The organism is Bradyrhizobium sp. USDA 4502, assembly GCF_054063355.1.
On record NZ_JBSSGF010000001.1, the window covers coordinates 8,848,927 to 8,873,654 of the forward strand.

The window sequence follows — 24,728 nt, forward strand, 5'->3', positions numbered from 1 at the left end:
ATTTGTCGTAACAAATCGGCGAAGGGCAAAAGCCCAGCCGAGGGAACAACGATGTCCATCATGATGCCGGCGGCCGACCAGGCCGTCCTCGCTCGCCGCGCCGAAATCGTGGCCGCCTTGCGCGCAATCGTCCCGGGCGAGGGCGTGATCGACAGCGCCGCCGAGATGCTGGCCTATGAATCCGACGGCCTGACCGCCTATCGGCAGCCGCCGATGGTCGTGGTGCTGCCCGATACCACCGAGCAGGTGTCAAAGGTGCTCAAATATTGCCAGGGCCAAGGCATCAAGGTGGTGCCGCGCGGCTCCGGCACCTCGTTGTCCGGCGGCGCGCTGCCGCTTGCCGACGGCGTGCTGCTCGGGCTCGGCAAGTTCAAGCGGATTCGCGAGATCGACTTCGAGAACCGCGTCGTGGTCACCGAGCCCGGCGTCACCAACCTCGCGATCAGCCAGGCGGTCGCCCATGCCGGCTTCTACTACGCGCCCGATCCGTCGTCGCAGATCGCCTGCTCGATCGGCGGCAATGTCGCGGAAAATTCCGGCGGCGTGCACTGCCTGAAATACGGCATGACCACCAACAACGTGCTCGGCTGCGAGATCGTGCTGATGAGTGGCGAGATCCTGCGCATCGGCGGCAAGTCGGCCGAGAATGCCGGCTATGATCTGATGGGAATTATCACCGGCTCGGAAGGGCTGCTCGGCGTCATCACGGAGATCACGGTGCGCATCCTGCAGAAGCCGGAGACGGCGCGCGCGCTGATGGTCGGCTTCGCCGAGGTCGAGGCGGCCGGCGCATGCGTCGCCCGGATCATCGGCGCCGGCATCATCCCGGGCGGCATGGAGATGATGGACAAGCCCGCGATCCACGCCGCGGAGGCGTTCGTTCACGCCGGTTATCCGCTGGACGTCGAGGCGCTGTTGATCATCGAGCTCGACGGCCCCCAGGTCGAGGTCGACGAGCTGATCAAGCGGGTCGAGGCGATCGCGCAAGGCTGCGGCTCGACCTCCTGCCAGATCTCGACCTCGGAGGCCGAGCGCAATCTGTTCTGGGCCGGCCGCAAGGCGGCGTTCCCCGCGGTCGGGCGCATCTCGCCGGACTACCTCTGCATGGACGGCACCATCCCGCGCGGTGCCTTGCCGAAGGCCCTGGCGCGGATCCGCGACCTCTCGGAGAAATACGGCCTCGGCGTCGCCAATGTGTTCCACGCCGGCGACGGCAATCTGCATCCCTTGATCCTCTACGATGCCAACAAGCCGGGCGAGATCGAGAAGGCGGAGGCGTTCGGCGCCGACATCCTGCGCTGCTGCGTCGAGCTCGGCGGCGTGCTCACCGGCGAGCACGGCGTCGGCATCGAGAAGCGCGACCTGATGCCGGACATGTTCACCGAGATCGACCTCAACCAGCAGCAGCGGCTGAAATGCGCTTTCGATGCCGGGGGCCTGCTCAACCCCGGCAAGGTGTTTCCGACCCTGCACCGCTGCGCCGAGCTCGGCCGTGTCCATGTCCACGCCGGCAAGCTGGCCTTCCCGGATATCCCGCGGTTCTAGAGCATGATCCGGAAAAGTGCGAAGCGGTTTTCCGAAAAGATCATAGTCAAACAAAGAGCTAAAGCGCGATGACGATTCAACCCGATCTCATCGCGCTTTAGTACCGTCTGAGTAGCCCCGACGCCGCGCCGCTATCGCCATAGGCGGCGCAGGCCCCTTCCGGGTCTCTGATCAACGCCGCCCGGACTCGCTTGAAGGTCTTGCCGGCCGCTTCGGACACCTCGGGGCGGAATTTGCGCGGATCGTAGTCATTGCCGTCGTGAGCCTTGATCGCCGCGTCGAACGCATTGATCATGGCCATCGCGGCGTCGGGGCTGCCGAGAAGTCTGGCGCCCGTTTGAACGCCGCCGGCACCATTGGCCTCATAGCCGGTGCATCGTTGTTCGAGCACCGCGGCTGCGGTCGCGAGCTGGTCGAGGAACGTCGTCTCGGCGTCGGTGAGCATCGCGGCACGCGCCTGTCCCGGCGCGATCATCGCGAGCAGCGCGATGGCCGTCAGTTTGATGAGCATCGTGGTGGTTCTCCCGGCGGACCCGCGATCAAATCAATGGTTGCCGAATGACGATAACAAGTCTGCTTCTAAGGCATCAGGAGCCACGTCGGCTATTGGGCCCCGAGGCCAACATGCGTGAGCGTGCGCCCAGAGCCACCAACGCGCGAGGGCCGGTCGATACAATTCGACGGATCGCCCTAGCCGGCCGATAACCTTAACCGATCCTTGCACGGTGGCCGGCGCCCGTGCGTCGCTGCAATTACAGCGCGGACCCATTTACACGGCCTTAGACTGTTGCTCGGTATTTTCCGCAGATGCACGTCTTCGGGAGCACATCGATGCCCAGCCTGGCCGATCAGCTGGCGCTTTCGCGCAATCGGCCCGCGGGTTTCGACTACATGCGGATCGCGCTGGCGGCGTCGATCATTGGCCTGCACAGCACGAACGTGACGCTCGGGCTCGGCCGCGCGCTAGAAATCCAGAGCACGCTGCGCATCGGCGTCGCGATGATCCTCGCGCTGTTCTTTGCCCTGAGCGGCTTCCTGGTGACCGCAAGCCTGCTCCGGTGCAAGAGTCTGATTTCCTTCCTCGGCCTGCGCGTGCTGCGGATCGGACCGGCGCTCGCGGTCGAAACCACGCTATCGGCAATCATCATCGGCTCGGTCTTCACCGAGCTGCCGTTGGCGCAATATGTCGCCGATCCGAAATTCCACGCCTATTTTCTCAATATCGTCGGCGACATCCATTACGAGCTGCCGGGCGTATTCCTGCACAATCCGCTGCCCGATCTGGTGAACGCCCAGCTCTGGACCGTGCCGTACGAGCTGTGGTGCTACGTCATCCTGGCGCTGCTCGCCGTGCTCACGATTTGCTTCAACCGGGTGGCGTTCCTGGGGTTCATGGTGATCGCCCAGATCGGGCTCATCGTCTACGACATCTGGCGCTGGGACGAGGTGCCGATCCAGCTTCGCCCGCACCTTCTGGTGTTCTGCTTCCTTGCCGGCGTCGGCTTCTACCTCTGGCGCGACAAGGTGCCGTTCAACCGCACGCTGTGCCTGCTGGCGCTGGTGCTGTGCGCCGCCGGCATGGCGACCGGGCGCGGCGACGCGCTGGCTCCCGTGCCGGCCGCCTATGTCGCCTGCTATCTCGGCCTGATGAATCCGCGGCGGAGCTGGATCGTCTCGTCAGGCGATTACTCCTACGGGCTTTATCTCTACGGCTTCGTCATCCAGCAATGCGTCGCCACCTTCGGCCCGCCGGTCCAGCACTGGTATCTGAACCTCCTGATCAGCCTGCCGCTCGCCTTCGGCGTCGCCGTCGTGTCCTGGCATCTCGTCGAGAAACGCGCGCTTCGGCTCCGAACCCAGGTCGAGAGCCTCGAGGCGGCGGTGCTGTCGCGGATCTCGATCGTCGGCTTCTGGCGCAGGCCGCCCGAGCGGGCCGGCTTGCGCGCAACGCTCGGCAACAGCGGCGCGTCGATCTGACCCGCGCCGGCGGGAAGGACGAGCTTCGGTTCCGATTGAATCAGAACCGAAGCTCTCGCTTCTTGTCTTGACGCGTTTTCTTCACGCGAACCGGGTCCACTTCGCTCGAAAACGCTCTAGCATCCTCCCCGCCCCGCTTTTCTTCACAGCAGCGCGTATTGCGACCGCTCGCGCTTGGCGAGCAGCGGCAGCGCCTGCTCCGCGATGTAGGTCTTGAAAGCCGCGCTGTCCTGGTGTGCCTTGAACGCGGCTTCGTCCTGGAACAATTCGTAGAACAGGAATTGCGCCGGATTATCCTTGCCGCGGCCGATCAGGAACAGCTTGGTGCCGGGGTCCTTCTGCGCCTCGGGCAGGAAGCCGTCGAGGATTTCCGCCACCTTGTCGGCCTGTCCCTCCTTGGCTTCCCATTGCGCCACAACCAGAAGGCCTGACGTGTTGATCGCGTCGCTGATGGTTCTCGTGCTCATCGCATAGTGCTTCATTGGCATTCCTCCATTGCTGTGCTCCGATCGAGCTTGCGATCCGGCCCAGGGCGAGACGCCGGCGATCGCCATGATCGCGAACGAGCCGATGGCCGATCGTCGGGTGAGGATCATCGTCGTGGTCGAAACTTCCGAACGTTTCATGTTCGCCTCCAGATGATTCGCGCCAACCGTCCTGCCGGCCGAACCGCAACGCGAGAGGTAGTGGATCGTTCGGCGAACCGAGTTCGGCGATGATCGAAATGTCGATGTTGTGAAAACAGTTCGGCAATGATCGAAGTGTTGCAGCAGAGACCGCACGACGCGATTTTCCCGATATCGGCGCTTGCCACGCTGCGACGCATGGAAGCATCGCGCTAACGGCGGCTTAAGTCGCCTGTCGTACAGTTCCGGCATGGTCAAGGTCACAGACATCGGAGGCCTCGAAGGGCGTATGTGCGGTCATCTGGCGGCCAGCCTCTGCGCATTCTTTGCCGGACCCGGCTGCGATGGTGCCGGCCAGAAAGGCGGCTTCATCGCGCGCACCTGCCCGAGCGACTGGGTGGCCGCCGAGCAGGCGCTGCTCGACGTCGGCGTGATGCATGTCGAGCCGGTCGGAGCCGACGACGCCGTGACAAGGGCCGTGTTTTCGATGAATGCGGCAGAGATGCCGGATTTCCTCGCTGCTTCGATTGGCGACGGCGACCCGCGTATCGTGCAAATCGTGCAGTCCTTTGTCGCCATCGCCTGCGGCGGCTACAGCCGGGACGTCCTGTCGGACCAGCGCGACTGGTTCGAACCTCCTCCCGGATACGCGACGGCGATGAAGTGGCTCGCACGCCACGGATACGCCGAACGGGAGCAGCACGCGTTCCGCTGGACCGACAGGATCGGGCCGGCGATGCGCGCCAGCCAGATATGGAACGATCAAGACCGATCCGTCGAGGCAAGCGAACGCATCGAGCGCGATGCCGAGTGTGAGCTGATCTGGTCGACCATGCCGGACACGCTCAAGCGGGGGGTCAAATCAGGCCGGGTCAGCTTCTTCGATTTGGTCAAGGCGCTGGCGCTCGGATGGAGGGACGGCCGGTGGCGCGCCCACAGAGGTGACGAGCCCTTCGAACTCTCGGGCCAAACTCTCCTGGCGCGGCGAATTTTTGAGCTGGCGGGACGTTCCGAGTAGGGCAGCCTGACCGCGGTTTCCATGCCTGCCGGATGGCGCCAAGCCCCGGCCGCCGGGCCCTTCCGTCGGGATTACGAGGTCGGCTTGCCGCATTCAGACGTTCGTTCGGTGCGCATTTGATTTCGGCGCGAAATTTCGTTACCGCCTAGCGTGTGGATACGCTCAGGGTCAGAGACGCAAAAGACGTCGAGGAAGTGGTGCGCGCGGCGGTTGCCAGCGAGCAGCCGCTTGAGGTCATTGGACATGGATCGAAGCGCGCCATCGGCCATCCGATGGCGACCAATGCGCTGCTCGACGTCTCGGCGCTGAATGCGGTCACCTCCTATGAGCCGAACGAACTGATCATCACCGTGCAGGCCGGCGCGCCGCTCGCCGACGTGCAATCCCTGATCGACGCCAAGAACCAGCAATTCGCCTTCGAGCCGATGGACACGTCTGTGCTGCTCGGCACCGCGGGCGCCGGCACGATCGGCGGCATGATCGGCGCCGGACTGGCCGGTCCCCGCCGCATCAAGGCCGGTGGTATCAGGGATCATCTGCTCGGGGCGCACGCGGTGTCCGGGTTTGGCGACAGCTTCAAGACCGGCGGGCGGGTGGTGAAGAACGTCACCGGCTACGATCTCTGCAAGCTGCTGACCGGTTCCTGGGGCACGCTCGCGGTCATGACCGAGGTCACGCTTAAGGTCATGCCGAAGCCGGAAGCCGAACGGACGCTGCTGCTGCGCGGGCTCGACGACGTCACCGCCAACAAGGCGATGACGGCGGCGCTGGGTTCGCCCTTCGACGTCTCCGGCGCCGCGCATCTTCCGGGTTCGGCGTTGCGGACCGGGGGCGGTGCGCTCGCCGGCCTCGCAGCCTCAGGCCATCCGGTCACGCTGGTGCGGCTGGAGGGGATTTCGGCGTCGGCGGCACATCGGGCGGCCTCGCTGAGCCAGACGCTCTCGTCCTATGGAACGGTCGACAGCCTCGCCGACGATGCGTCGGCCGCAATCTGGAGCGCGCTGCGCGACGTGGTGCCGTTCGCGGCGAACGGCGCGCTCGCAGCCTGGCCGGTGTGGCGTATCGTTTGCCCGCCGGCCTCTGGCGGCGCGCTGGGCCAGGCGTTGTCGCGCGCCACTGGCGGCGACGTGATCTACGACTGGGGCGGGGGGCTGATCTGGGCCGCGCTGCCGCCGGGCGCCGACGCCCAGGCCGCGCTGGTCCGCGGCCAGGTCGAGGCCATCGGCGGACACGCCACCCTGATCCGCGCCGCCGAGGATGTACGCCGGGCGGTCGATGTGTTCCAGCCGCAGGCGGCCGGGCTTGCCGCGCTCGGTGAACGGGTCCGGGCGAGCTTCGATCCTAGGTCCGTCCTCAACCGCGGCCGGATGATGCGAGGCGGGGCTGCATGAAGACCGAGTTTTCCCTGGCGCAGCTCGCCGATCCCGACATCAAGGAAGCCGACAAGATCCTGCGCGCCTGCGTGCATTGCGGCTTCTGCACCGCGACCTGCCCGACCTATGTGCTGCTCGGCGACGAGCTCGATAGCCCGCGCGGCCGCATCTACCTGATCAAGGAGATGCTGGAGAAGGACAAGCCGCCGACGGCCGACGTGGTCAAGCATATCGACCGCTGCCTGTCGTGCCTCGCCTGCATGACGACCTGTCCGTCGGGCGTGAACTATATGCACCTCGTCGACCAGGCCCGGGTCCGGATCGAGCGGGATTACCAGAGACCGCTGACCGAGCGGCTGCTGCGGTGGGTACTCGCCCTCGTGCTGCCGCGGCCGGGCCTGTTCCGGATCAGCATGATCCTGGCCGGGCTCGCCCGTCCGTTCGCCGCATTGCTGCCGACGCCATCGGTCGGTGCGTCGAGCCCGGGTCTGCTGCGGCGGATCAAGGCGATGCTGGCGCTCGCGCCGCGCGGCCTGCCGCAACCGGGGCCGGCTGCGGGAACCGTGTTTGCGCCGATCGGCCGGCGGCGCGGCCGGGTCGCGCTGCTGCAGGGCTGCGCCCAGCAGGTGCTGGCGCCACGCATCAATCAGGCCGCGATCAATGTCCTGACCAGGCACGGCGTCGAGGTGGTGCTGGTCAAGGACGAGCAATGCTGCGGCGCGTTGACCCATCACATGGGACAGGACGGCGACGCGCTGGCGCGCGCGCGGGCCAACATCACAGTGTGGCAAAGGGAAGCGGACCAGAACGGGCTCAACGCCATCCTGGTGACGACCTCGGGCTGTGGGACAGTTGTCAAAGACTACGGCTACCTGCTGCGCGAGGACAAAACATTCGCGGAGCCGGCCAAGCGAATCTCGGCGCTGGCAAAGGATATCACCGAGTATCTCGCTGGCCTCGAGCTCGCGCCTTCAACGCAGAAAGGCGACGTCACCGTCGCCTATCACTCGGCTTGTTCGTTGCAGCATGGACAGAAAATCACTCAACTTCCGAAAGAATTGCTTTCCAAGAATGGATTCGTGGTGAAAGATGTGCCCGAGAGCCATTTGTGTTGCGGTTCGGCGGGGACCTACAACATTCTCCAGCCCGACATTGCGAGCAGATTGCGCGATCGCAAGGTCGCCAATATTGCGCTTGTCAAACCGGACATGATCGCTGCGGGCAATATTGGCTGCATGGTTCAGATTGCCGGCGGTACGTCAGTTCCTGTGGTGCACACGATTGAGCTTCTCGATTGGGCGACAGGAGGTCCCCGGCCAGGATTGAATTGATCGACTGCCACTCGAGCATGATCCGGACCTCAGCCTTGCCCTGACGCAACGTGAAGGACCGGCGCTTCCTTGCCACAGACGCGAAGCGATCGCGCGGCCATCATGCCCGGGTGCCTCTCTTCGAGGTGCAGCCAACGTCCGGCAAGCGATCACTTCAATGCGCCCGGTGGACTCAGATAGCGGCAACAGGAGGACCACGATGGCGAAGTCGAAGAAGGCGAAGAAAAGCAAGAAGGCCAAAAAGGCCAAGAAGGTGGTAGCGGCGAAGAAGAGGTCCGCGAAGAAGTCGGCCAAGAAGGCTGCGAAGAAATCCGCCAAGAAGGCTGTAAAGAAATCGGCGAAGAAGTCGGCCAAGAAAGCTGCAAAGAAAACGGCAAAGAAAGCCGCCAAGAAGGCTGCGCCGAAGAAGGCTGCGAAGAAAGCCGCTGCCAAGAAGAGCGCGCCGAAGAAGGCCGCTGCTCCGAAGAAGGCTGCCGCGCCGAAGCCGGCCGCTCCGGTCGCAGCACCCCCGGCGCCCGAGCCGCAGCCGGCGCCGAGCTGGGCCACACCGAGCCACGAACCGGCGCCGGGCTGGATTGCGGGGTCGGCCGACGGCGGCGAGCACCACTAAGCCGCTGCCACATTGCCGAGGTTCAACTGATCGAAGCCGCAGCGCGCAACGCTGCGGCTTCTTCCGTAGGTGCGACGACAATCCGTGCTTTTACGGGCACGGCGATTCGCACCGAACGCTCTCGCGCCGAGCCGACTGTTGCCGTTTCCCTGTCCGAATGACCCGTTCAACCGGTGCGGGAGCAGCAGTCTTGTGGTGCAAATGCAACACCCGCAAGTCAACATGCGGCAAGATGGCTAGAACGCCTAAAAAGGCGGCACATGCATGTCTTTTTGGCTTCACGGTACCGTGCACGGGCCTCAGATTGATCCACGCGATTTAGTTGCAGTCCGTTAGCGCGCGCCCTGGGGGCCACCGGAGCTGGGCTGTCTGGAAAAGTTAGATGGGGATCGTCATGAAGAAACTGGCTTTGTTAGCAACGGCGCTAGCAATGATTTCGAGCTCGGCAATGGCAGCTGACATGGCGGTGAAGGCCGTCAAGGCGCCGCCGCCGGCTCCGTTCGACCCGTGGGACATCGCCTTTGGCGCTGGCATCATGAGCGACTACATCTTCCGCGGCGTCACCCAGTCCAACCACAATCCGTCGGTCACTGCCTATTTCGAGCCGCGCTACAACGTCAGCAAGGATCTGCAGCTCTACGTCGGTACGTCGACCGAAAGCATCTCCTTCGCTAATCGCGCCGCGGCTGAAGTCGACGTCTACGGCGGTATCCGCCCGACCTTCGGCGCCTTCGCCTTCGACATCGGTGTCTGGGGTTACCTGTATCCGGGCGGGACCTGCTACTACGGCGGCGGTGCCGTGGCCGACTTCGCAGGCAATCCGCTGAGCGCCGATTGCCAGGCCAACACCCTCACCAACCTCGCCGTCATGAAGAAGGACGTGTCGTTCTTCGAAGTCTATGGCAAGGCGACCTGGACCATCAACGACAACTGGGCGTTCACCATCAACGAATACTACTCGCCGAACTTCCTCAACACCGGCGCCTGGGGCAACTACTCCTCGATCATCGGCAAGTACACTGCGCCGAGCACCGTGTTCGGCAGCAGCGGCGTCGGCATGTACGTGTCGGGTGAGTTCGGCCGGCAGTGGCTCGGCACCTCCGACAGCTTCTACGGCGTCCCAGCGTTTCCGAACGGCATCAAGTATGCCGACTACAACACCTGGAACATCGGCATCGGCTTCACCTACAAGGTGTTCACGCTCGATCTGCGCTACTCCGACACCGACATGTCGAAGGGTGATTGCAGCGCCTTCACCAGCGACTTCACCGCGGGCGGAACCACGGCCGTCACCCCGATCAATCCGGGTGGCACGAGCTCCAACTGGTGCGGCGCGGCCGGCATCGCCAAGCTCTCGGTCGACCTGACCGCGATGTCCAACCTGAAGTAATCTCTCCTCCGGGGATCGAGGGGCGGCAGAGCAATCTGCCGCCCTTTTTGTTTTGGCCGGATAGGTCTAATCGGCACAGGGCGGACAATAGCTAAAGGCGCTCGCGAGACCTGTGGGCTGCCCCCGCCGGGGTTAGCCGCAAGCCGTGGCCGCCGCTGCCCCCTAATGCCGCTTACGACGCGGCGACCTTGACCGCGTCGCGCAGGGTGAAGCGGTCGCCGTCGCGGACCAGCGTGACATTGCGCTGATGGAAGGTGTCGAGCGTCGAGCGGTGGCCGATCGAAACCACCGTGGTGCCGGGCAACTTCTCGGCAACCAGCCTGTACAGCGCGGCTTCCGCCGGTTCGTCGAGCGAGGCCGTCGCCTCGTCCAGGAACAGGAACTGCGGCGCATGCAGCAGCGCCCGCGCGATGCCGAGCCGCTGCTGCTCGCCGAGCGACAGCATCCGGTTCCAGTGCGCCTGTTCCTCGAGCCGCGACGCAAGCTGCGGCAGTCCGACGGCGGTGAGAACCTCGCGGACCTGTCCCGCATCGAATTGCCTGGCCTCGCCCGGATAGACGACGGCGTCATGCAGCGAGCCGATCGGCAGATAGGGACGTTGCGGCAGCATCATCAGGCTGGCATTGGCCGGGATCTCGACCGCGCCATCGCCGAACGGCCAGATCCCGGCGATCGCGCGGAACAGTGTCGACTTGCCGGCGCCCGAGGGGCCGGTCATCAGCGTGCGCTCGCCCTTGCGGAAGCCGAACCGGTCCGCGTTCAGCAGCGGCGTGCCGTCCGGCAGCCGCAGCACCAGATCCTGCAGGCTGACGGCGCCGTCGCCCGGCGTCGCCGTGACATGAATTCGGTCGTCGCGCTTGGCGAGGTTTGATGCCGCCGCGATCCCTGCCTCGAATCCATCGAGCCGGTTCACCACGGCCTGCCATTCGGCCAGTTGACGATAGATGCTGACGAAGTACGAGAACGCGCCCTGGACGTTCGAAAACGCCGATGCGGTCTGCATCATGCCGCCGAGCTGGATCTTTTGCGCAAAGTAGGCCGGCGCCACCAGCACATAGGGGAAGATCACCGAGGCCTGATTATAGCTCGCCGTGAACGCGGTGATCTTCTTGGTCCGGTTCATGAGGGCGATCCAGTTCTCCACCACGCGTCCGAAGCGAACGCGCAGGCGCTCGCGCTCGGCCGGTTCGCCCTGCAGCAGCGCGATCTGCTCGGAGTTTTCCCGCACGCGCACCAGGTTGAAGCGGAAATCGGCTTCATATTGCTGCTGCTTGAAATCGATGCCGACCAGCGGCCAGCCGATCAGATGGGTCAGCACGGTGCCGAGCACCGAGTAGATCAGCGCGCACCAGACAAGGTAGCCGGGAATTGAATATTCCGTACCGAACAAATGCAGCGGTGCCTCATTGGAAAGGCCCCACAGCAGGGTGAGAAAAGACGCCAGCGTGACGACCGAGCTCAACAGGCCGAGGCCGAGCGTGAGCGTGCGGTCGACGAACAGCTTGACGTCGTCGGTCATGCGCTGGTCGGGGTTGTCGGCCGCGTCGCCCTGCAGCTGCATCCTGTAGTGATTGGCCTGATGCAGCCAGTCCCCGAGATAGTGTGTGGTCATCCATTGCCGCCAGCGGATCTGCAGCCATTGATTGAGGTAGAGCTGGTAGACCGCCAGCAGGATGAAGAACGCGACGACGACGCAGAAATAGATGATCTCGCTGACGAAGGAATCCCAATTGCGTTCCTGCAGCGCGTTGTAGAAGCGGTTGTTCCACTGCGTGATCAGAACGTTGATGCCCACGATCGCCAGTTCGATCGCGATGACCGCCGCAAGCAGCCCCCGGCCGGCCCATTTGTCCTCGGAGTTGAAATAAGGCGAGGCGATGCGCCACACCGTCGCGAGCGTCGAGCGAATGTTGTTCACAGATTATCGTCTCCGGGGAAGGGGCCGCAAAGGCCTGAAGAATCGGGACAATCGGGGTAGCCCTCGACTAAAGTCGTAGTTCTGGCATGCAAGCGTTGGCTTGTCCCGGCAATCGAGTCAATCCTAGCATGAGGACAACGGCGAGGGGCGGGGGACCTTCGATTTTTCGCGAGGATGTGAGCGATCCTTACCGATCGTTCATTCGCGAGCCGGGGCTGCAGATTTTCCGACGGACTCCCGCAATCGCACCAGTCGCGCCTGCCCGCATGCAGGCCGGCGCGCTGCATAATAATGTGGGAAGGATCCCGAGATGAACACCTGGAATCAAATCTACAACCCGCTGGGCAATGCGGCGCTGTCGACGGTCGCGGCCGCCATTCCCGTGGTCACGCTGCTGGTGCTGATCGCCAGCGGCAAGGTGAAGGCGCACATTGCGGCCATCATCGCCGTGATCGTGACCAACCTGATCACGATCTTCGTCTTCACCATGCCGGCCAACATGTCGATCCGCGCCACCCTGCTCGGCGTGATCACCGGGTTCTTCCCGATCGGCTGGATCGTGCTCAACGTCATCTTCCTCTACCAGGTCACGGTGAGGTGCGGGAAGTTCGAGCTGCTCAAGCGCGCGGTCGGCGGCGTCACCGAGGACCGGCGGTTGCAGCTGCTGTTGATCGCGTTCTCGTTCGGCGCCTTCTTCGAGGGCGCCTCCGGGTTCGGCACGCCGGTCGCGATCACCGGCGCGGTGCTGATCGGGCTCGGCTTCTCGCCGCTCGCCGCGTCCGGCCTGTCGCTGATCGCCAACACGGCACCCGTTGCCTACGGTGCGCTCGGCACGCCGATCCAGGGCCTCGCCTCGGTCACCGGGCTCGACCCCTACATCCTCGGCGCGATGGTCGGCCGGCAGCTGCCGCTGTTCTCGCTGATCGTACCGTTCTGGGTGGTGTGGGCGTTTGCCGGCTGGCGCGGCATGAAGGAGGTGTGGCCGGCGATCCTGGTCACCGGCGTGTCGTTTGCGGTCCCGCAATTCGTGATCTCGAACTACATCAATCCCTGGATCGTCGACATCGGCGCCTCGCTGATCTCGATGGGCGCCCTGATCCTGTTCCTGAAGGTCTGGCAGCCGCGGCAGCTCTGGCTGTCGCCGGCGCTGCGCGGCCGCGATGAATCGGCGGCGACGATGGCCGCCGCACCTCCGCTCGACAAGACGCCGCTGACCCAGGGCGAAATGTGGAGCGCGCTGCTGCCGTGGATCATCGTCTGCATCCTGATGCTGATCTGGGGCAACGGTGCCTTCAAGGCCTGGGCGAACGCCAACTTCGTCTGGAACTATCCGGTCCCCGAGCTCGACAAGCTGATCTTCAAGGTGCCGCCGGTGGCCGCCAAGCCGACGCCGGAAGGCGCCGTGTTCGGCTTCACCTATCTGTCGTTCACCGGCACCGGCATGCTGATCGCCGCGATTATCTCGGGTCTGTTGATGGGCTTCTCGCCGCTCAAGCTGATCGCCGAGTATGGCCGCACCATCCGCATCTGCGCGATCTCGCTGATCACGATCTCGGCGATGCTGGCGATCGGCACGCTGACCCGGCTGTCCGGCGTCGACGCCACGCTCGGCCTCGCCTTCGCGGCGACCGGCGTGCTCTATCCCTTCTTCGGCACCTTGCTCGGCTGGCTGGGCGTGGCGCTGACCGGATCGGATACCGCGTCGAACGTGCTGTTCGGCAATCTGCAGAAGATCACCTCCGAGCAGCTCGGCCTGTCGCCGATCCTGATGGCGGCGGCGAACTCCTCGGGCGGCGTGATGGGCAAGATGATCGACGCGCAATCGATCGTGGTCGCCTCGACCGCGACCAACTGGTACGGCCACGAGGGCTCGATCCTGCGCTACGTGTTCCTGCACTCGATCGTGCTGGCGTGTCTGGTCGGTCTGTTCGTGACCCTGCAGGCCTATGTCTATCCGTTCACGATGCTGGTGCTGAAATAGCGCCACGACGCGTCCATCGAACCACGGATCCCCGCGAGCGAACGACTCGCGGGGATTTGCTTTTCAGGCACATTTTCCGGCAATGCCAATCTGGCCAATCGCGCTCTGCTCCCATAGAAGGGGCCGCAGTTGCGCGTCGCATTTCGAGGATTGGCATGATTTCGATGAGGCGAGGTTTGAACGGCGGCATCGCCGCGTTGGCGCTGATTGCCGCGGCTCTCGGCGCGGGGCCGGCGCGGGCCGAGGAGGAGTTCCCGTTCGGCTTCGTCATGACGCTCGACGCCGCGCGCATGCCGGGCTCCAAGCGGATTCCCTCGATCGAGGTCGGCGACAATGGCGAGGTGATCCTCGAGCTGTGGTGCGACGGCGGCAAGGGCCAGTTTTCGGTGGCCGGCAACACCATCGTCTTCGTTCCCGGCGCGATGGAGAACCGCACCTGCACGCCGGAGCGGGCGCAGGCGGACAAGGATCTGCTGGCGGCGCTCGGCGACATGACGGGCTGGCGGCGGCACGGTGACGAGGTGACCTTCACCGGCAGCAAGTCGCTGCGTTTCGTGATCAACAGCAACTAAAGCGTCATCGAGCGAAGCGGACGGCGGTTCGCGTCAAGCAAACGCGTCAAGACAAAACGCTCAGGGCGTTGCGATCAGTCCGCTTGCGGTGGCGACGATCCAGCGGTTGCCCCAGCGCACGATCGAATCGACCCGTCCGAGGCCGGGCACGACGTCGCCGCGCGCGGCCATCTTGACGCCTTCGGGGCCCTCGAGCACGGCGGTGCCGTCGCGGACTTCGACCACCGACCATCCCGGGATGGTGCTCGGCCGCGTCTCCGGCGCCGCCGCCGGCGCCTGCTTCGGCCCCAATGCGGCGGCCTGTGCATTCAAGGTCGTCGGCGCGGCGCCCAAGGCGAGCGGACGCGGGCTGGCCGGCGCGGTCCTCGGAATGCTGCCGGTGACGACGGGGTCGGCGTTGGACGCGGCCCGGCGCGGGCCCTCGTTCTTTCGGCTCGGCGCCACCTCCGCAATGTGCGGGACCGGCGCTTCCTTCTGGGCTACCGGCACCGGGGCGGGAGCTGCAAGGTCGTGCCAGTTGGCTCCGCCGGTCCATCCCAGCACGAAGCTTGCGGCGAGTGCGGTCGCTGCCAAGAGCGCGGTGCCGATGCGGTCGGCAAACGGCTCCCGCAGCAGCAGGGCGGCGTCGTGGTTCTCGCCGGTGACATCCCAGAGGTCCGCCGTCGGTGCCGGCGAATGACCCTCCGTCACATCCGTCGGCCAGATGCTCGCAGCGTTGATCGGCTCGCGGTCTTGCATGGCGTGACCTGTGTTCGATGGCGCGAAGCATGATCCTCGAAACTAAATCGAGCCTTAATTTTCGGTGACCGAACTGCGGCGGCACGAAGTCTTTTGGTCGCAGGCCCCCGTAGATGCCCGGGTATTTTCCGCATGCAGCGGTCGTTTCCGGACGTCGTCTCCGCAAAGCGGGTCGTCGCGGCGCGCGGGCGGGGCTATAGCGGTCGCATGCTCGATTTCGCCGCACAATATGCAGCCTTTCAGCGCCGCGACCCGGCCTGGGACGGCGTCGTGTTCGTCGCGGTCAAGACCACCGGTGTGTATTGCCGCCCGGTCTGCCGGGCGCGCACGCCGCTCGCGCGCAATGTGCGGTTCTATGGCAGCGCGGCGTCGGCCGAGCGTGCTGGCTTCCGGCCCTGCCTGCGCTGCCGTCCCGAGGCGGCGCCGTTCTGCCCGGCCTGGAAGGGCACCAGGACCACCGTCGAGCGTGCCCTGGCGCTGATCGAGGAGGGCGCGCTCGACCGCGGCAATGTCGAGGCGTTGGCGGGGCGGCTCGGCGTCGGCGCGCGGCATCTGTCGCGTCTGTTCGCCGAGCATCTCGATGCCTCGCCGCTCCAGGTCGCGCTGTCGCTGCGCGTGCAGCGCGCCAAGCGCTTGATCGACGGCAGCGAGCTGCCGCTTGCGTTGGTGGCGCAGCACGCCGGCTTCTCCAGCGCGCGGCGCATGAATGCCGCATTCGCTAAACTCTACGGCCGCTCCGCCGCGTCGCTGCGGTGCAAGCGGCCAACCGTCGCGATCCAATAAACCCCGATGGAGATCGGCAATGGCCAAGAGCTACGGCACCGTCAGTGCGGAACAGAAGCTTAAGATGAGCGGCCTCGCATTCGTGCAGGGCCTCGCCAGCGGCGCATTGCCGCTCAACACCATCGCGCGGACACTCGGTTATGACGTCGCCGAAGCCGAGCGCGGCCGCGTTGTCGTCACGCTGGTGCCGACCGATGCGCATCTCAATCCGGCGGGCACCGTGCATGGCGGCCTCACCGCGACGCTGCTCGACAGCTGCATGGGGCTTGCCGTGCAGTCGACGCTCGATGCCGGCACCAGCCAGACCACGCTCGAGTTCAAGATCTCGCTGGTGCGTCCGATCACGCCCGACACCGGTCCGATCAGAGCGGAAGGCAATGTGCTCAATTGCGGCCGCCGCATCGGCACCGCCGAAGGCAGGGTCACCGACGAGCAGGGCCGGCTGCTCGCCCACGGCACGACGACGTGCCTGATCTTCCCGTCTTGACGCAAATTGCGGCGGCGAGACCGCGCCGGCACTGCATCGGGAGATACGATGCCGGCGCAGCAATATTGGAATGCCTCCAGCAAGCCTGCGGCTTAGAGACCTTCAAGTTCACCGCGCCGATCGATTGCGTTACCCGAACGCGCAGCAAACGCGTTCGGGTCATCATACATAATGCATGCGATTGTCGATGGAGCCATGCACTCCGGCCGTGCTCAGCGCGGCCCCTCCGGATATCCCGCCATGTTGTTCCAGCCGGCGGGCAGCTCGCCGCCCGGCCGCGACGCGGCTCCGTCGTTTTCGGGCAAACGAATGAGGCCGAGCTGCAGCATGGCTGTGATCGCATCTTCCTGCCCGAGCTCCTCGGCGATCCGTCCGTCCTGCACGCGCAGCACGGTGGTGCCGGCGAACGTCATCTTGCGGCCGGAGGCCGCGGGAAGTGAGCCGAGGCGGAAGTCGCTGAACGCAGGTCCTGTGTGCGTGCCGCCGCCTTCCCAGCGGCCGACGACGAGATCGCCTTCCGCGACGAGATCGCCGACGCCCCAAAAATTGAGATCCGGAAAGGCTTCGCGAAATTCGGTCATGAATTGCGTGACCGCGGCGCGGCCCTTCTTCGGTTCGTGCATCGGGTAATGCACGACAATGTCTGCTGTGGCGAGCTCGTTGATGATGCGCGGATTCCAGGGGGTGCCCCAGAACTCCTTGAACCACCGGCCTACGACGTTCTTGTTTTCCTCTGACATCTCTTCGTCTCCATTTGCGCGTTGCCGGTATCGCGACCGGCGTTCTCTCGATGCGCGCAGTGAACATTTGGAGGCGTGTCTCGCACCACCCGATTCCAGATCGGGCGTGCAGCCGGCTTTCGGGCGAGATTCCGCTTTGTCGATATGGCGCTTAGCGCCGCTTCTCAAACGTCGTCGCGCTATCGGGAAGCGGGTGGCCCGCGCAACACACGCGCGAAAACCTGTTCGCGATCACTCAGGAGAACATCATGCGCAACTTCGATGCGATCGCCGCGCTGCGTGGCGACGGACTTCGTCCCGAGCTGCGGGCGCTGCTCGATCGCGCTGCGATCGAGCCTCGTTCTGAATTGTTCGTCAGAAGCGACGGGATGCTTCAGTCCGGTCCGGACGCCACCCCGAAGGCGGTGCGCGACAACGTCGTGCCGCTGAAGACGAGGGCGGCTTAACTCACGACAGCGGCGGCCTTACCGCCACACCGACTTGTCGGCGTCCCAGCGCTGGCCCTTGAACTCCTTGAGCAGCGCGTCGATCGCGCCGTTGTCGTCCCTGGTCTCGCTGCCTTCCTCGTCGCTGCTGGAATCGTCGGACAGATTGAGCTTGGCGCCGGCGCTGTCGTCCGATGTCGAGACCGTGGGGCTCGAGACCCACAGCATCAGCCGGTCAGAGCTTCCGGGCTTGTCGGGCGAGACCAGGGCAGTGACCTCGTAATTCTGGGTGAGGCCGAGCGCCGGGTAAATCGTGCTGGGCCGCTTCAGCACCAGCTTGAGCTTGCCGGTGTTCGCGTTCCACGTCGCCGAGGCGGGCTTTGCGGCAAGCGTCTTCGCCAGCACGCCCGCGATCGCCGATGCCAGCTTGTCCTTGTTGACCTTGTCGCCCTCGCGCCAATCGGCGGCAGCAAAGCGGATGGTGCGGTCCATTTCGACCACCCCGCTGGTCCAGCCGGCCGCGGTCACGCCGGGCGCGGATTTCGCCTTGGCGAGCAGCGCGCCGGCGTGCTCGGGATCGACGGTGAGGTTGATGGTCTGCTCGCCGGAGCGCATCGCATCGCAGGTCACCGCAAGGCTGGAGGTGCCGATCTCGACGGCCTCGCCTTTTAGGCTCTTGAGGAAATCCGCCGCCGCATCGAGCTTCACCCGCACACCGATCGATTCCGGCGAAACGTCAGTGAAATCCTTCGGCTGCGGCGTGATGCCGTCCTCGGTGGCCTGGTTGTCCTGGAATTCCTTCTCGCTGAGATCGGAATTGTCCGTCGAGGCGACCTCGGTCACGGTCTGGCCGATCGTGATCTGGCCGCGGAACTCAAAACCGTCGCCGGTTTGCTTGCGGTTCAGTTTGACGGTGACCGGCTGCTTGTCGGCGACGCTCTGGGCGGTGCCGGAAAGCGTCTGGCCGCTGACGGTCAGGTTGGCGACGAAGCGGTCCTTGCGGTCGGAGCTCTTGTCGGCGGGATAGCAGACGTCGAGCACGGCCGCGGTCACGGTCTTGCCCTGGCGGGTTTCTTTCAGCACGACGTCGGCATTGCCGTCCATCAGGCCGTCGATCGAGGTGAAATAGCGCGTCTCGGGGCCATTGGCGGGAGCCGCCTTCGATTGCAGCTTCATCTGGGCGAGGGCAGGCGCCGAGGTGACGGCAAGACCGAGCAGCAGGAGCGGGAGCGCGCGCATACGATAAGTCCTCGAAGGGCAGAATCGGTTCCGTCGTAACTAGCAAACCTCCATGTCATTGGCCAAAAAAGAAGGCCGCCTAACGGCGGCCGCGCGCCGCGATCGCGGTCATGTGCGTTCGTCAGGTTCCTCGCCGCCCTCCAGTCGGCCGCGCAGCACCGTCACGACCCGGCTCACGGTTTCGAGGTCCTTCATCGACAGCCCGTCGGCGAGGCCGTTCACCCAAGGCAGCTGCAGGCGCATGGCCGCGTCGAAGCTTTGCCGCCCCTTGGCGGTCAGCACGACGAGCTGGGCGCGGCGGTGATGCGGGTTGGTTTCGAAGGCGACGAGCCCGTCCCGTTCGAGGTCGTTGACGATCCGCTGCACGTTCTGTCGGGCAGCGCCGAGGTCGCGCGCCAGCCATGCGACCGGTTGCGGGCGCTCTGTGGCGACGATGGCGCCGAGGATCTGCCAGCGCGCGCTGGTCAGCCCGAGCCCGGCCACCAGCCGGTCGCCTGATGTGAACAGCAGGCTGTTGAGCCTGAACAGGTCGGGAATCAGGGTGCTCAGGGCTTCGCCCGCCGGCGTTCGTTTTGCATTCGGCATTTGTCACCATATAAACGTATTGACATCATAATGTCAATTTTTGTATGTATCCATCAGTACGGAATGACATCGTAACACCATATCGAACGGAGCCAACCATGCCGCAGATGCGCCCCCTGGACCCCGCTTTCCCGATCGACCGCCAGCTCGCGGTCGATGCCAGCAACGTCGTGCTCGTCAACCTCTTCACGCTCGATGCGGCCGACGAGGACACGTTTCTCAAGGCCTGGCAGGACGACGCCGCCATCATGAAGCGGCAGCCGGGCTTCATCTCCACCCAGCTGCACCGCGCGCTCGGCGAGAGCCCGGCCTATCTGAACTACGCGGTCTGGGAATCGACCGCCGCCTTCCGCGCCGCCTTCATGAACCCCGAGTTCAGGGCCAAGCTCTCGGCCTATCCGGCCTCGGCGGTAGCCTCGCCGCACCTGTTCCAGAAGGTGGCGGTGTCCGACATCTGCGTCGCGTAACGGACTGTCAGGCCGTCGCGTCAAGGATCGCTCAACTGTGCACGAGCATGCCAACACCGAGCGTGGCGGCAGCGGCCAGAAACGATATGTCCAGAAACCGCAGCGGCGCTTTCGGACGATGACCGGCAGAACCGGAAATGACGTAATAGACGCCATAACCCGCGCCGAGGACGACGAACGTCAGCGTTTGCCTGAGCCAGAACATCAAGACGACCGCAAGATCATCGATGCTGTCCAGGGCATAGGCGCCGACCGCGAGCACGGCGCCGATCGCGTAGAACAGCACGAGCGTCAACGTCAGTGATTTGGCGTCGCGGGACATGCGATGATCCTTGCATCCCGATCGTAATCAAACTGCAAAAAAAGAAGGCCGCCCGGAGGCGGCCTTCGATCTCGATGGGGATGTGGGAGGCTTAGAAGCCGCCCATGCCGCCCATTCCACCCATGCCGCCGCCGCCCGGCATTGCCGGCGCTGCATCCTTCGGCAGTTCGGCGACCATGGCCTCGGTGGTCACGAGCAGACCGGCCACCGAGGAGGCGTCCTGCAAGGCGGTGCGCACCACCTTGGCGGGGTCGATGATGCCCTTGTCGACCATGTCGACATAGTCCTCGGTCTGCGCGTCGAAGCCGAAGGTCTCCGACTTGTTCTCGAGGATCTTGCCGACCACGATCGAGCCCTCGACACCGGCGTTCTCCGAGATCTGGCGGACCGGAGCTTCGAGCGCCTTGAGCACGATGTTGATGCCGGCCTGGACGTCGGCATTCGGGTTGGTGAGCCGGCCGACCGCCTTCTTGGCGCGCAGCAGCGCCACGCCGCCGCCCGGCACGATGCCTTCCTGCACCGCGGCGCGGGTCGCGTTCAGCGCGTCCTCGACACGGTCCTTCTTCTCCTTGACCTCGACCTCGGTCGCGCCGCCGACCTTGATCACCGCAACGCCGCCGGCGAGCTTGGCGAGGCGCTCCTGCAGCTTCTCGCGGTCGTAGTCCGAGGTGGTCTCCTCGATCTGCGCCTTGATCTGGCCAACGCGGGCGTCGATGTCCTTCTTCTTGCCGGCGCCCTTGACGATCGTGGTGTTCTCCTTGTCGATCACGATCTTGCCGGCGCGGCCGAGCATGTTCACCGTGACGTTCTCGAGCTTCATGCCGAGGTCGTCGGAGATCAGCTGACCGCCGGTCAGGATCGCGATGTCCTCCAGCATCGCCTTGCGGCGATCGCCGAAGCCCGGCGCCTTGACGGCGGCGACCTTGAGCCCGCCGCGCAGGCGGTTGACGACCAGGGTCGCCAGCGCCTCACCCTCGACGTCCTCGGCGAGGATCAAGAGCGGACGGCCCGACTGCACCACGGCTTCCAGCACCGGCAGCATGGACTGCAGACCGGACAGCTTCTTCTCGTGCAGCAGGATGTAGGCATCCTCGAGCTCGGCGGTCATCTTCTCGGCGTTGGTGATGAAGTAGGGGCTGAGGTAGCCGCGGTCGAACTTCATGCCCTCGACGATGTCGACCTCGGTCTCGAGCGACTTGTTCTCCTCGACGGTGATCACGCCCTCGTTGCCGACCTTCTGCATTGCCTGCGCGATCATCTTGCCGATCGCGGCATCGCCATTGGCCGAGATGGTGCCGACCTGGGCGACTTCGGACGAGGAGGCGACCGGCTTGGCGCGCTTCTCGATGTCCTTGATCACGGCCGATACTGCCGTGTCGATGCCGCGCTTGAGGTCCATCGGGTTCATGCCGGCGGCGACCGACTTGGCGCCCTCGCGGACGATGGCCTGCGCCAGCACGGTCGCGGTGGTGGTGCCGTCACCGGCGGTGTCGTTGGTCTTGGAAGCGACCTCGCGCAGCATCTGCGCGCCCATGTTCTCGAACTTGTCGTCGAGCTCGATCTCCTTGGCGACGGTGACGCCGTCCTTGGTGATGCGGGGAGCGCCGAAGCTCTTCTCGATGACGACGTTGCGGCCCTTGGGGCCGAGCGTCACCTTCACGGCGTTGGCGAGCACGTCGACACCGCGCAGCATGCGGTCGCGGGCATCTCCGGCGAATTTTACGTCCTTGGCAGCCATTGATTTGAACTCCTGTCAGTTTTGAGAGACGCGCTTGCCGTTTCCGCGCTCGTCATCGCCGGGCTTGACCCGGCGATCCATCGCCTTGGTAAGAACTCTTCGGAAGTGTGATGGATGCCCGGATCAAGTCCGGGTATGACGATGCGAGTGGTGCGGCCGCGCAGTTGAATGGCGCTTACGCCAGCACGCCCATGATGTCGGACTCCTTCATGATCAGGAGCTCCTGGTTGTCGAGCTTGACCTCGGTGCCCGACCATTTGCCGAACAGCACGCGGTCGCCGACCTTGAGGTCGATCGGGATCAGCTTGCCGGCCTCGTCGCGGCCACCCGGGCCGACGGCGACGATCTCGCCCTGGGACGGCTTCTCCTTGGCCGAGTCCGGAATGATGATGCCGCCCTTGGATTTCTCCTCGGCATCGATACGCTTGACCACGACGCGGTCGTGCAGGGGGCGGAAGGTGGATTTAGCCATGACGTTCCCTCTTGGAGGCTCGGTTTCAGGTCCGGTTCATCGGGACCGGCGTTGGATGCCGACCCGGTCGGCGCTGGGCAGGACGCCCGACGCTCTTAGCAATCGTGGTGCGAGAGTGCTAATTGTGGGCCGGGAAATATGGCTTGGCGCAGTTTCTGTCAAGCAAACGGGTTAAGGCCTTGGTGAGGCCAATATAGGATGGTGGACCAGAAACCAAATCGTAGCGATGACGTAATTTTGTCAGACGTCATTGCTCCGTCTTAAGTTTTACGCTTGGCTGCAGGACGGGTGCGGCCGGGACATAGTCGGGGGATGCATATGATCAGGTCATTCAACGCGCGATTGGTCGCACGGTTCGCGGCTGTTTCGGCGCTGACGACACTCTTGGGGGCGTGCGGCAGCATGAGCCTGCCGTCGTTGTCGTCGAACCCTGAGCCGGCGCCAGCCGAGCCGGGGGCCGCCCCCGAAATGCCCGCGAGCATCCGCGCCGATGAGATCGTCGGCCGCTGGGGTCTCGCCTCGTTCCAGAATCCCGCCGATCGCGCCCGCACCGAGGCCGCCGCGCGCGGCCAGTGCAAGCAGCCTTACGTGATCGGCGCCGGCCAGAACGGCGGCGTCATCATGCATCTGGCCGACCAGGCCACCCCGCAGGAACTGCGGCTGAAGGGTTCCCCGAGTGGCAAGAACTATATCGGCCCGCCTGGACCTGTGCCCGGCGAGCAGGACCGCGAGATCGTCTCGTTCGACGGCCGCGTCATGATCACCCGCTTCGTCGACAAGGACGCCGGGGTCCGCTACGGCAACATGGTCTATGTCCGCTGCGCGCCAAGGGCGTAACGGCGGGACTTCGAGCGATCTGCCGACATAGCGCCGCATAGTCGGCGCACCTCTCCCCCTGTGGGAGAGGTCGGATTGCATCGTCAGATGCAATCCGGGTGAGGGGTCTCCCTCCGCGAGTGACCCTTTCGAGATTTGAGTAGGCGGCGACAACCCCATATCCGGCGCGGATTGCATCCGCGCCACCTTCTCCCACAAGGGGAGAAGGGAAGGAGACCCGCAAACACGGCCTTATCGCCGCACGCCAACCCGATTGACGCCGCCATTCAAATTGCCGCCCGCATTGTGGCGGACCGCAGCGCGCGCCACCGGACGAGGCCTGAGCACAACGCCTGCCCGCGCCACGCAGCCTGCCGGATAACCGACATACGTGCAGTAAATCACGGCGTTGGCCGGTGCTGGACTGAGAGCGGCGCCTGCAAACCCCAACATCAGGCTCGCCGCTATTCCCGCAACCGTCACTGACTTGGTTGGAAAAATGTTCGTCCGACGCATGGTGATCCTCCTCATCGCACGTGAACTGAAGGTGATGGAGCCCGCTTCAGATGCGGCCCAAGGTATCGTCAGTGGCAAAAGGGGGAGGCGATGTTGACGTAGATCAACGCCGCGCGCGACCCGTCGCCGCGTGGGATTGATCTGCTTCATCGTGAAAGAGGGCGGCTCAGGGAGCCGCCCTCTTGCGCTGCCGTTGCGCCGGCTTCACTGACAGACGTACATGCGGCCGTCAGCCATCTTGGTCATCGTGCCGGGCTCGCAGCCGATACCATTGGCTGCCTTGTACTCCGTCCATCCGGCATATCCGTAATACGGACTGATCCTCTGGTAGGCTCGTGCCGGATAGTAGGGCTGGCCGAAGTAGGGATCCGTCTGGGCGGCATACGAATTGGTCCAATCGTTTGTGCCCCAGCCGGAATAGGCCGGCGCGGTAGCGGCGGCCGCAGCGACCGCTGCCGTAGCGGCGACACCCGCGCCCACCCCGTACCCGTACGCGGCGCGCCGGGTCTGACGACGCGCGACGCCGGCGACGCTCACGGGCGTCAGCGGCCGGCCCACACGCGCCTGGGCACTTTCGACCGACGCCGAAAGACCGCCCCGCTCGGACCAGGTGATGGAGAACAGTGTCGCACAAGCGATAGTCGAAAGCGCAATTGCAGTATTTCGGACAATTCTTTGCGTCATGTTCAATCTCCAGTGTTGAGTACTCCAGTGGCTCCGCCCCAATCAGTGATCCGGTAGCAAGGCGCACGCCATCAGCGCGATTGAAAGAAGCCCGGCGCTCATCGTCGCACCTTCAAAGACGACCTCGCGCTGTGCTTACCGGCGGTTGGCTGTCCTCACCACAAGCTCAAACGCTCGCTTCCACCACGCGCCGCTTGTTGCACTTGCGGCGATTGCTATTGCGATACGAACTGCTTGCCAATTTTTAATAGGAGGCTCTGCACGTTGGTCACACGCAGATTCCGGAAGTCCCATGCAACCGGCACCCAATGTTGGCTCCCGGCATACGCATGACAATTTCCCTCACGCAGTAATATGCACCCGCGACAACAAACC

Annotated in this window: 26 protein-coding genes; 14 read left to right on the plus strand and 12 right to left on the minus strand. The window is 64.7% G+C overall.

All coding sequences use genetic code 11. The features are described 5' to 3' along the window. The first annotated feature begins 51 nt into the window (after positions 1 to 51). Positions 52 to 1,545 (plus strand): FAD-linked oxidase C-terminal domain-containing protein, encoded by a 1,494-nt coding sequence (locus tag ACVW1B_RS41290; RefSeq protein WP_456822945.1) that lies wholly within the window; start codon positions 52 to 54, stop codon positions 1,543 to 1,545. A 97-nt stretch (positions 1,546 to 1,642) separates the two neighbouring features. Here the strand turns inward: ACVW1B_RS41290 and ACVW1B_RS41295 are convergent, their stop codons facing one another. Continuing rightward, complete coding sequence (locus tag ACVW1B_RS41295; RefSeq protein ID WP_310883275.1) at positions 1,643 to 2,056, minus strand: hypothetical protein; 414 nt, start codon at positions 2,054 to 2,056, stop codon at positions 1,643 to 1,645. A gap of 320 nt (positions 2,057 to 2,376) precedes the next feature. Between ACVW1B_RS41295 and ACVW1B_RS41300 the strand changes: the two genes are divergently transcribed. Beyond that, positions 2,377 to 3,522: an acyltransferase family protein gene (locus ACVW1B_RS41300; protein WP_456777649.1), complete on the plus strand. Its 1,146-nt coding sequence runs from the start codon at positions 2,377 to 2,379 to the stop codon at positions 3,520 to 3,522. 143 nt (positions 3,523 to 3,665) lie between these two features. On the opposite strand, the gene ACVW1B_RS41305 is transcribed toward ACVW1B_RS41300, so the two are convergent. Beyond that, complete coding sequence (locus tag ACVW1B_RS41305; protein WP_225162242.1) at positions 3,666 to 4,148, minus strand: putative quinol monooxygenase; 483 nt, start codon at positions 4,146 to 4,148, stop codon at positions 3,666 to 3,668. 181 nt (positions 4,149 to 4,329) lie between these two features. On the opposite strand from ACVW1B_RS41305, the gene ACVW1B_RS41310 reads away from it, so the two are divergent. From ACVW1B_RS41310 to ACVW1B_RS41330, 5 genes are all read left to right on the plus strand, one after another. Next, positions 4,330 to 5,166 (plus strand): hypothetical protein, encoded by an 837-nt coding sequence (locus tag ACVW1B_RS41310; protein WP_253604306.1) that lies wholly within the window; start codon positions 4,330 to 4,332, stop codon positions 5,164 to 5,166. A gap of 152 nt (positions 5,167 to 5,318) precedes the next feature. After that, entirely contained in the window at positions 5,319 to 6,557 is a 1,239-nt protein-coding gene (locus tag ACVW1B_RS41315; RefSeq protein ID WP_456777648.1) for an FAD-binding protein, read from the plus strand. Further along, positions 6,554 to 7,870, plus strand: a complete 1,317-nt coding sequence (glcF, locus tag ACVW1B_RS41320) for a glycolate oxidase subunit GlcF (RefSeq protein WP_456777647.1) — start codon at positions 6,554 to 6,556, stop codon at positions 7,868 to 7,870. The genes ACVW1B_RS41315 and glcF overlap by 4 nt, the downstream gene beginning before the upstream one ends. 199 nt (positions 7,871 to 8,069) lie before the next feature. Continuing rightward, positions 8,070 to 8,480, plus strand: a complete 411-nt coding sequence (locus tag ACVW1B_RS41325; protein WP_456822946.1) for a histone — start codon at positions 8,070 to 8,072, stop codon at positions 8,478 to 8,480. A gap of 394 nt (positions 8,481 to 8,874) precedes the next feature. Then, complete coding sequence (locus ACVW1B_RS41330) at positions 8,875 to 9,870, plus strand: TorF family putative porin (protein ID WP_057018099.1); 996 nt, start codon at positions 8,875 to 8,877, stop codon at positions 9,868 to 9,870. 172 nt (positions 9,871 to 10,042) lie between these two features. On the opposite strand, the gene ACVW1B_RS41335 is transcribed toward ACVW1B_RS41330, so the two are convergent. Further along, a complete protein-coding gene (locus ACVW1B_RS41335; RefSeq protein WP_456822947.1) occupies positions 10,043 to 11,788 on the minus strand; it encodes an ABC transporter ATP-binding protein/permease in 1,746 nt (581 codons plus the stop codon). A gap of 310 nt (positions 11,789 to 12,098) precedes the next feature. On the opposite strand from ACVW1B_RS41335, the gene ACVW1B_RS41340 reads away from it, so the two are divergent. Continuing rightward, a complete protein-coding gene (locus tag ACVW1B_RS41340) occupies positions 12,099 to 13,769 on the plus strand; it encodes an L-lactate permease (protein WP_038380167.1) in 1,671 nt (556 codons plus the stop codon). A 155-nt stretch (positions 13,770 to 13,924) separates the two neighbouring features. Then, positions 13,925 to 14,341: an META domain-containing protein gene (locus ACVW1B_RS41345; protein ID WP_456822948.1), complete on the plus strand. Its 417-nt coding sequence runs from the start codon at positions 13,925 to 13,927 to the stop codon at positions 14,339 to 14,341. 60 nt (positions 14,342 to 14,401) lie between these two features. Here ACVW1B_RS41345 and ACVW1B_RS41350 read toward each other — a convergent pair whose 3' ends face one another. Then, positions 14,402 to 15,079 carry a hypothetical protein gene (locus ACVW1B_RS41350; RefSeq protein WP_456777645.1) on the minus strand — a complete coding sequence of 226 codons (678 nt, stop codon included), beginning with the start codon at positions 15,077 to 15,079 and terminating at the stop codon, positions 14,402 to 14,404. A 207-nt stretch (positions 15,080 to 15,286) separates the two neighbouring features. Between ACVW1B_RS41350 and ACVW1B_RS41355 the strand changes: the two genes are divergently transcribed. Beyond that, the gene (locus tag ACVW1B_RS41355) at positions 15,287 to 15,862 is read left to right on the plus strand and encodes a bifunctional transcriptional activator/DNA repair enzyme AdaA (RefSeq protein WP_456781770.1); all 576 of its coding nucleotides are present in this window, start codon (positions 15,287 to 15,289) and stop codon (positions 15,860 to 15,862) included. A 19-nt stretch (positions 15,863 to 15,881) separates the two neighbouring features. Then, positions 15,882 to 16,349, plus strand: a complete 468-nt coding sequence (locus ACVW1B_RS41360; protein ID WP_057018094.1) for a PaaI family thioesterase — start codon at positions 15,882 to 15,884, stop codon at positions 16,347 to 16,349. A 212-nt stretch (positions 16,350 to 16,561) separates the two neighbouring features. On the opposite strand, the gene ACVW1B_RS41365 is transcribed toward ACVW1B_RS41360, so the two are convergent. Beyond that, positions 16,562 to 17,089: an ester cyclase gene (locus ACVW1B_RS41365; RefSeq protein WP_456777644.1), complete on the minus strand. Its 528-nt coding sequence runs from the start codon at positions 17,087 to 17,089 to the stop codon at positions 16,562 to 16,564. Positions 17,090 to 17,337: 248 nt separating this feature from the next. On the opposite strand from ACVW1B_RS41365, the gene ACVW1B_RS41370 reads away from it, so the two are divergent. Then, complete coding sequence (locus ACVW1B_RS41370) at positions 17,338 to 17,535, plus strand: hypothetical protein (RefSeq protein WP_304498743.1); 198 nt, start codon at positions 17,338 to 17,340, stop codon at positions 17,533 to 17,535. Positions 17,536 to 17,553: 18 nt separating this feature from the next. Here the strand turns inward: ACVW1B_RS41370 and ACVW1B_RS41375 are convergent, their stop codons facing one another. Together ACVW1B_RS41375 and ACVW1B_RS41380 are read right to left on the minus strand one after the other, a co-directional pair. Further along, positions 17,554 to 18,753, minus strand: a complete 1,200-nt coding sequence (locus ACVW1B_RS41375; RefSeq protein ID WP_456777643.1) for a hypothetical protein — start codon at positions 18,751 to 18,753, stop codon at positions 17,554 to 17,556. Positions 18,754 to 18,861: 108 nt separating this feature from the next. Next, positions 18,862 to 19,338 carry a MarR family winged helix-turn-helix transcriptional regulator gene (locus tag ACVW1B_RS41380; RefSeq protein ID WP_057018090.1) on the minus strand — a complete coding sequence of 159 codons (477 nt, stop codon included), beginning with the start codon at positions 19,336 to 19,338 and terminating at the stop codon, positions 18,862 to 18,864. Positions 19,339 to 19,436: 98 nt separating this feature from the next. On the opposite strand from ACVW1B_RS41380, the gene ACVW1B_RS41385 reads away from it, so the two are divergent. After that, entirely contained in the window at positions 19,437 to 19,805 is a 369-nt protein-coding gene (locus ACVW1B_RS41385) for an antibiotic biosynthesis monooxygenase family protein (protein WP_253604289.1), read from the plus strand. 31 nt (positions 19,806 to 19,836) lie between these two features. Here ACVW1B_RS41385 and ACVW1B_RS41390 read toward each other — a convergent pair whose 3' ends face one another. The 3 genes from ACVW1B_RS41390 to ACVW1B_RS41400 form a co-directional block, all read right to left on the minus strand. After that, positions 19,837 to 20,127, minus strand: a complete 291-nt coding sequence (locus ACVW1B_RS41390) for a hypothetical protein (RefSeq protein WP_253604287.1) — start codon at positions 20,125 to 20,127, stop codon at positions 19,837 to 19,839. A 91-nt stretch (positions 20,128 to 20,218) separates the two neighbouring features. Further along, positions 20,219 to 21,865 carry a chaperonin GroEL gene (gene groL, locus ACVW1B_RS41395; protein WP_157344563.1) on the minus strand — a complete coding sequence of 549 codons (1,647 nt, stop codon included), beginning with the start codon at positions 21,863 to 21,865 and terminating at the stop codon, positions 20,219 to 20,221. Positions 21,866 to 22,040: 175 nt separating this feature from the next. Then, a complete protein-coding gene (locus tag ACVW1B_RS41400; RefSeq protein ID WP_018269780.1) occupies positions 22,041 to 22,337 on the minus strand; it encodes a co-chaperone GroES in 297 nt (98 codons plus the stop codon). A 318-nt stretch (positions 22,338 to 22,655) separates the two neighbouring features. On the opposite strand from ACVW1B_RS41400, the gene ACVW1B_RS41405 reads away from it, so the two are divergent. After that, positions 22,656 to 23,174, plus strand: coding sequence for a hypothetical protein (locus tag ACVW1B_RS41405; protein ID WP_456777642.1), 519 nt, complete (start codon positions 22,656 to 22,658; stop codon positions 23,172 to 23,174). Between the two features lie 231 nt (positions 23,175 to 23,405). Here ACVW1B_RS41405 and ACVW1B_RS41410 read toward each other — a convergent pair whose 3' ends face one another. Next, positions 23,406 to 23,684 carry a hypothetical protein gene (locus ACVW1B_RS41410; RefSeq protein ID WP_141339615.1) on the minus strand — a complete coding sequence of 93 codons (279 nt, stop codon included), beginning with the start codon at positions 23,682 to 23,684 and terminating at the stop codon, positions 23,406 to 23,408. Between the two features lie 189 nt (positions 23,685 to 23,873). Beyond that, positions 23,874 to 24,353 (minus strand): hypothetical protein, encoded by a 480-nt coding sequence (locus ACVW1B_RS41415; protein WP_244558799.1) that lies wholly within the window; start codon positions 24,351 to 24,353, stop codon positions 23,874 to 23,876. Between the last annotated feature and the right edge of the window lie 375 nt (positions 24,354 to 24,728).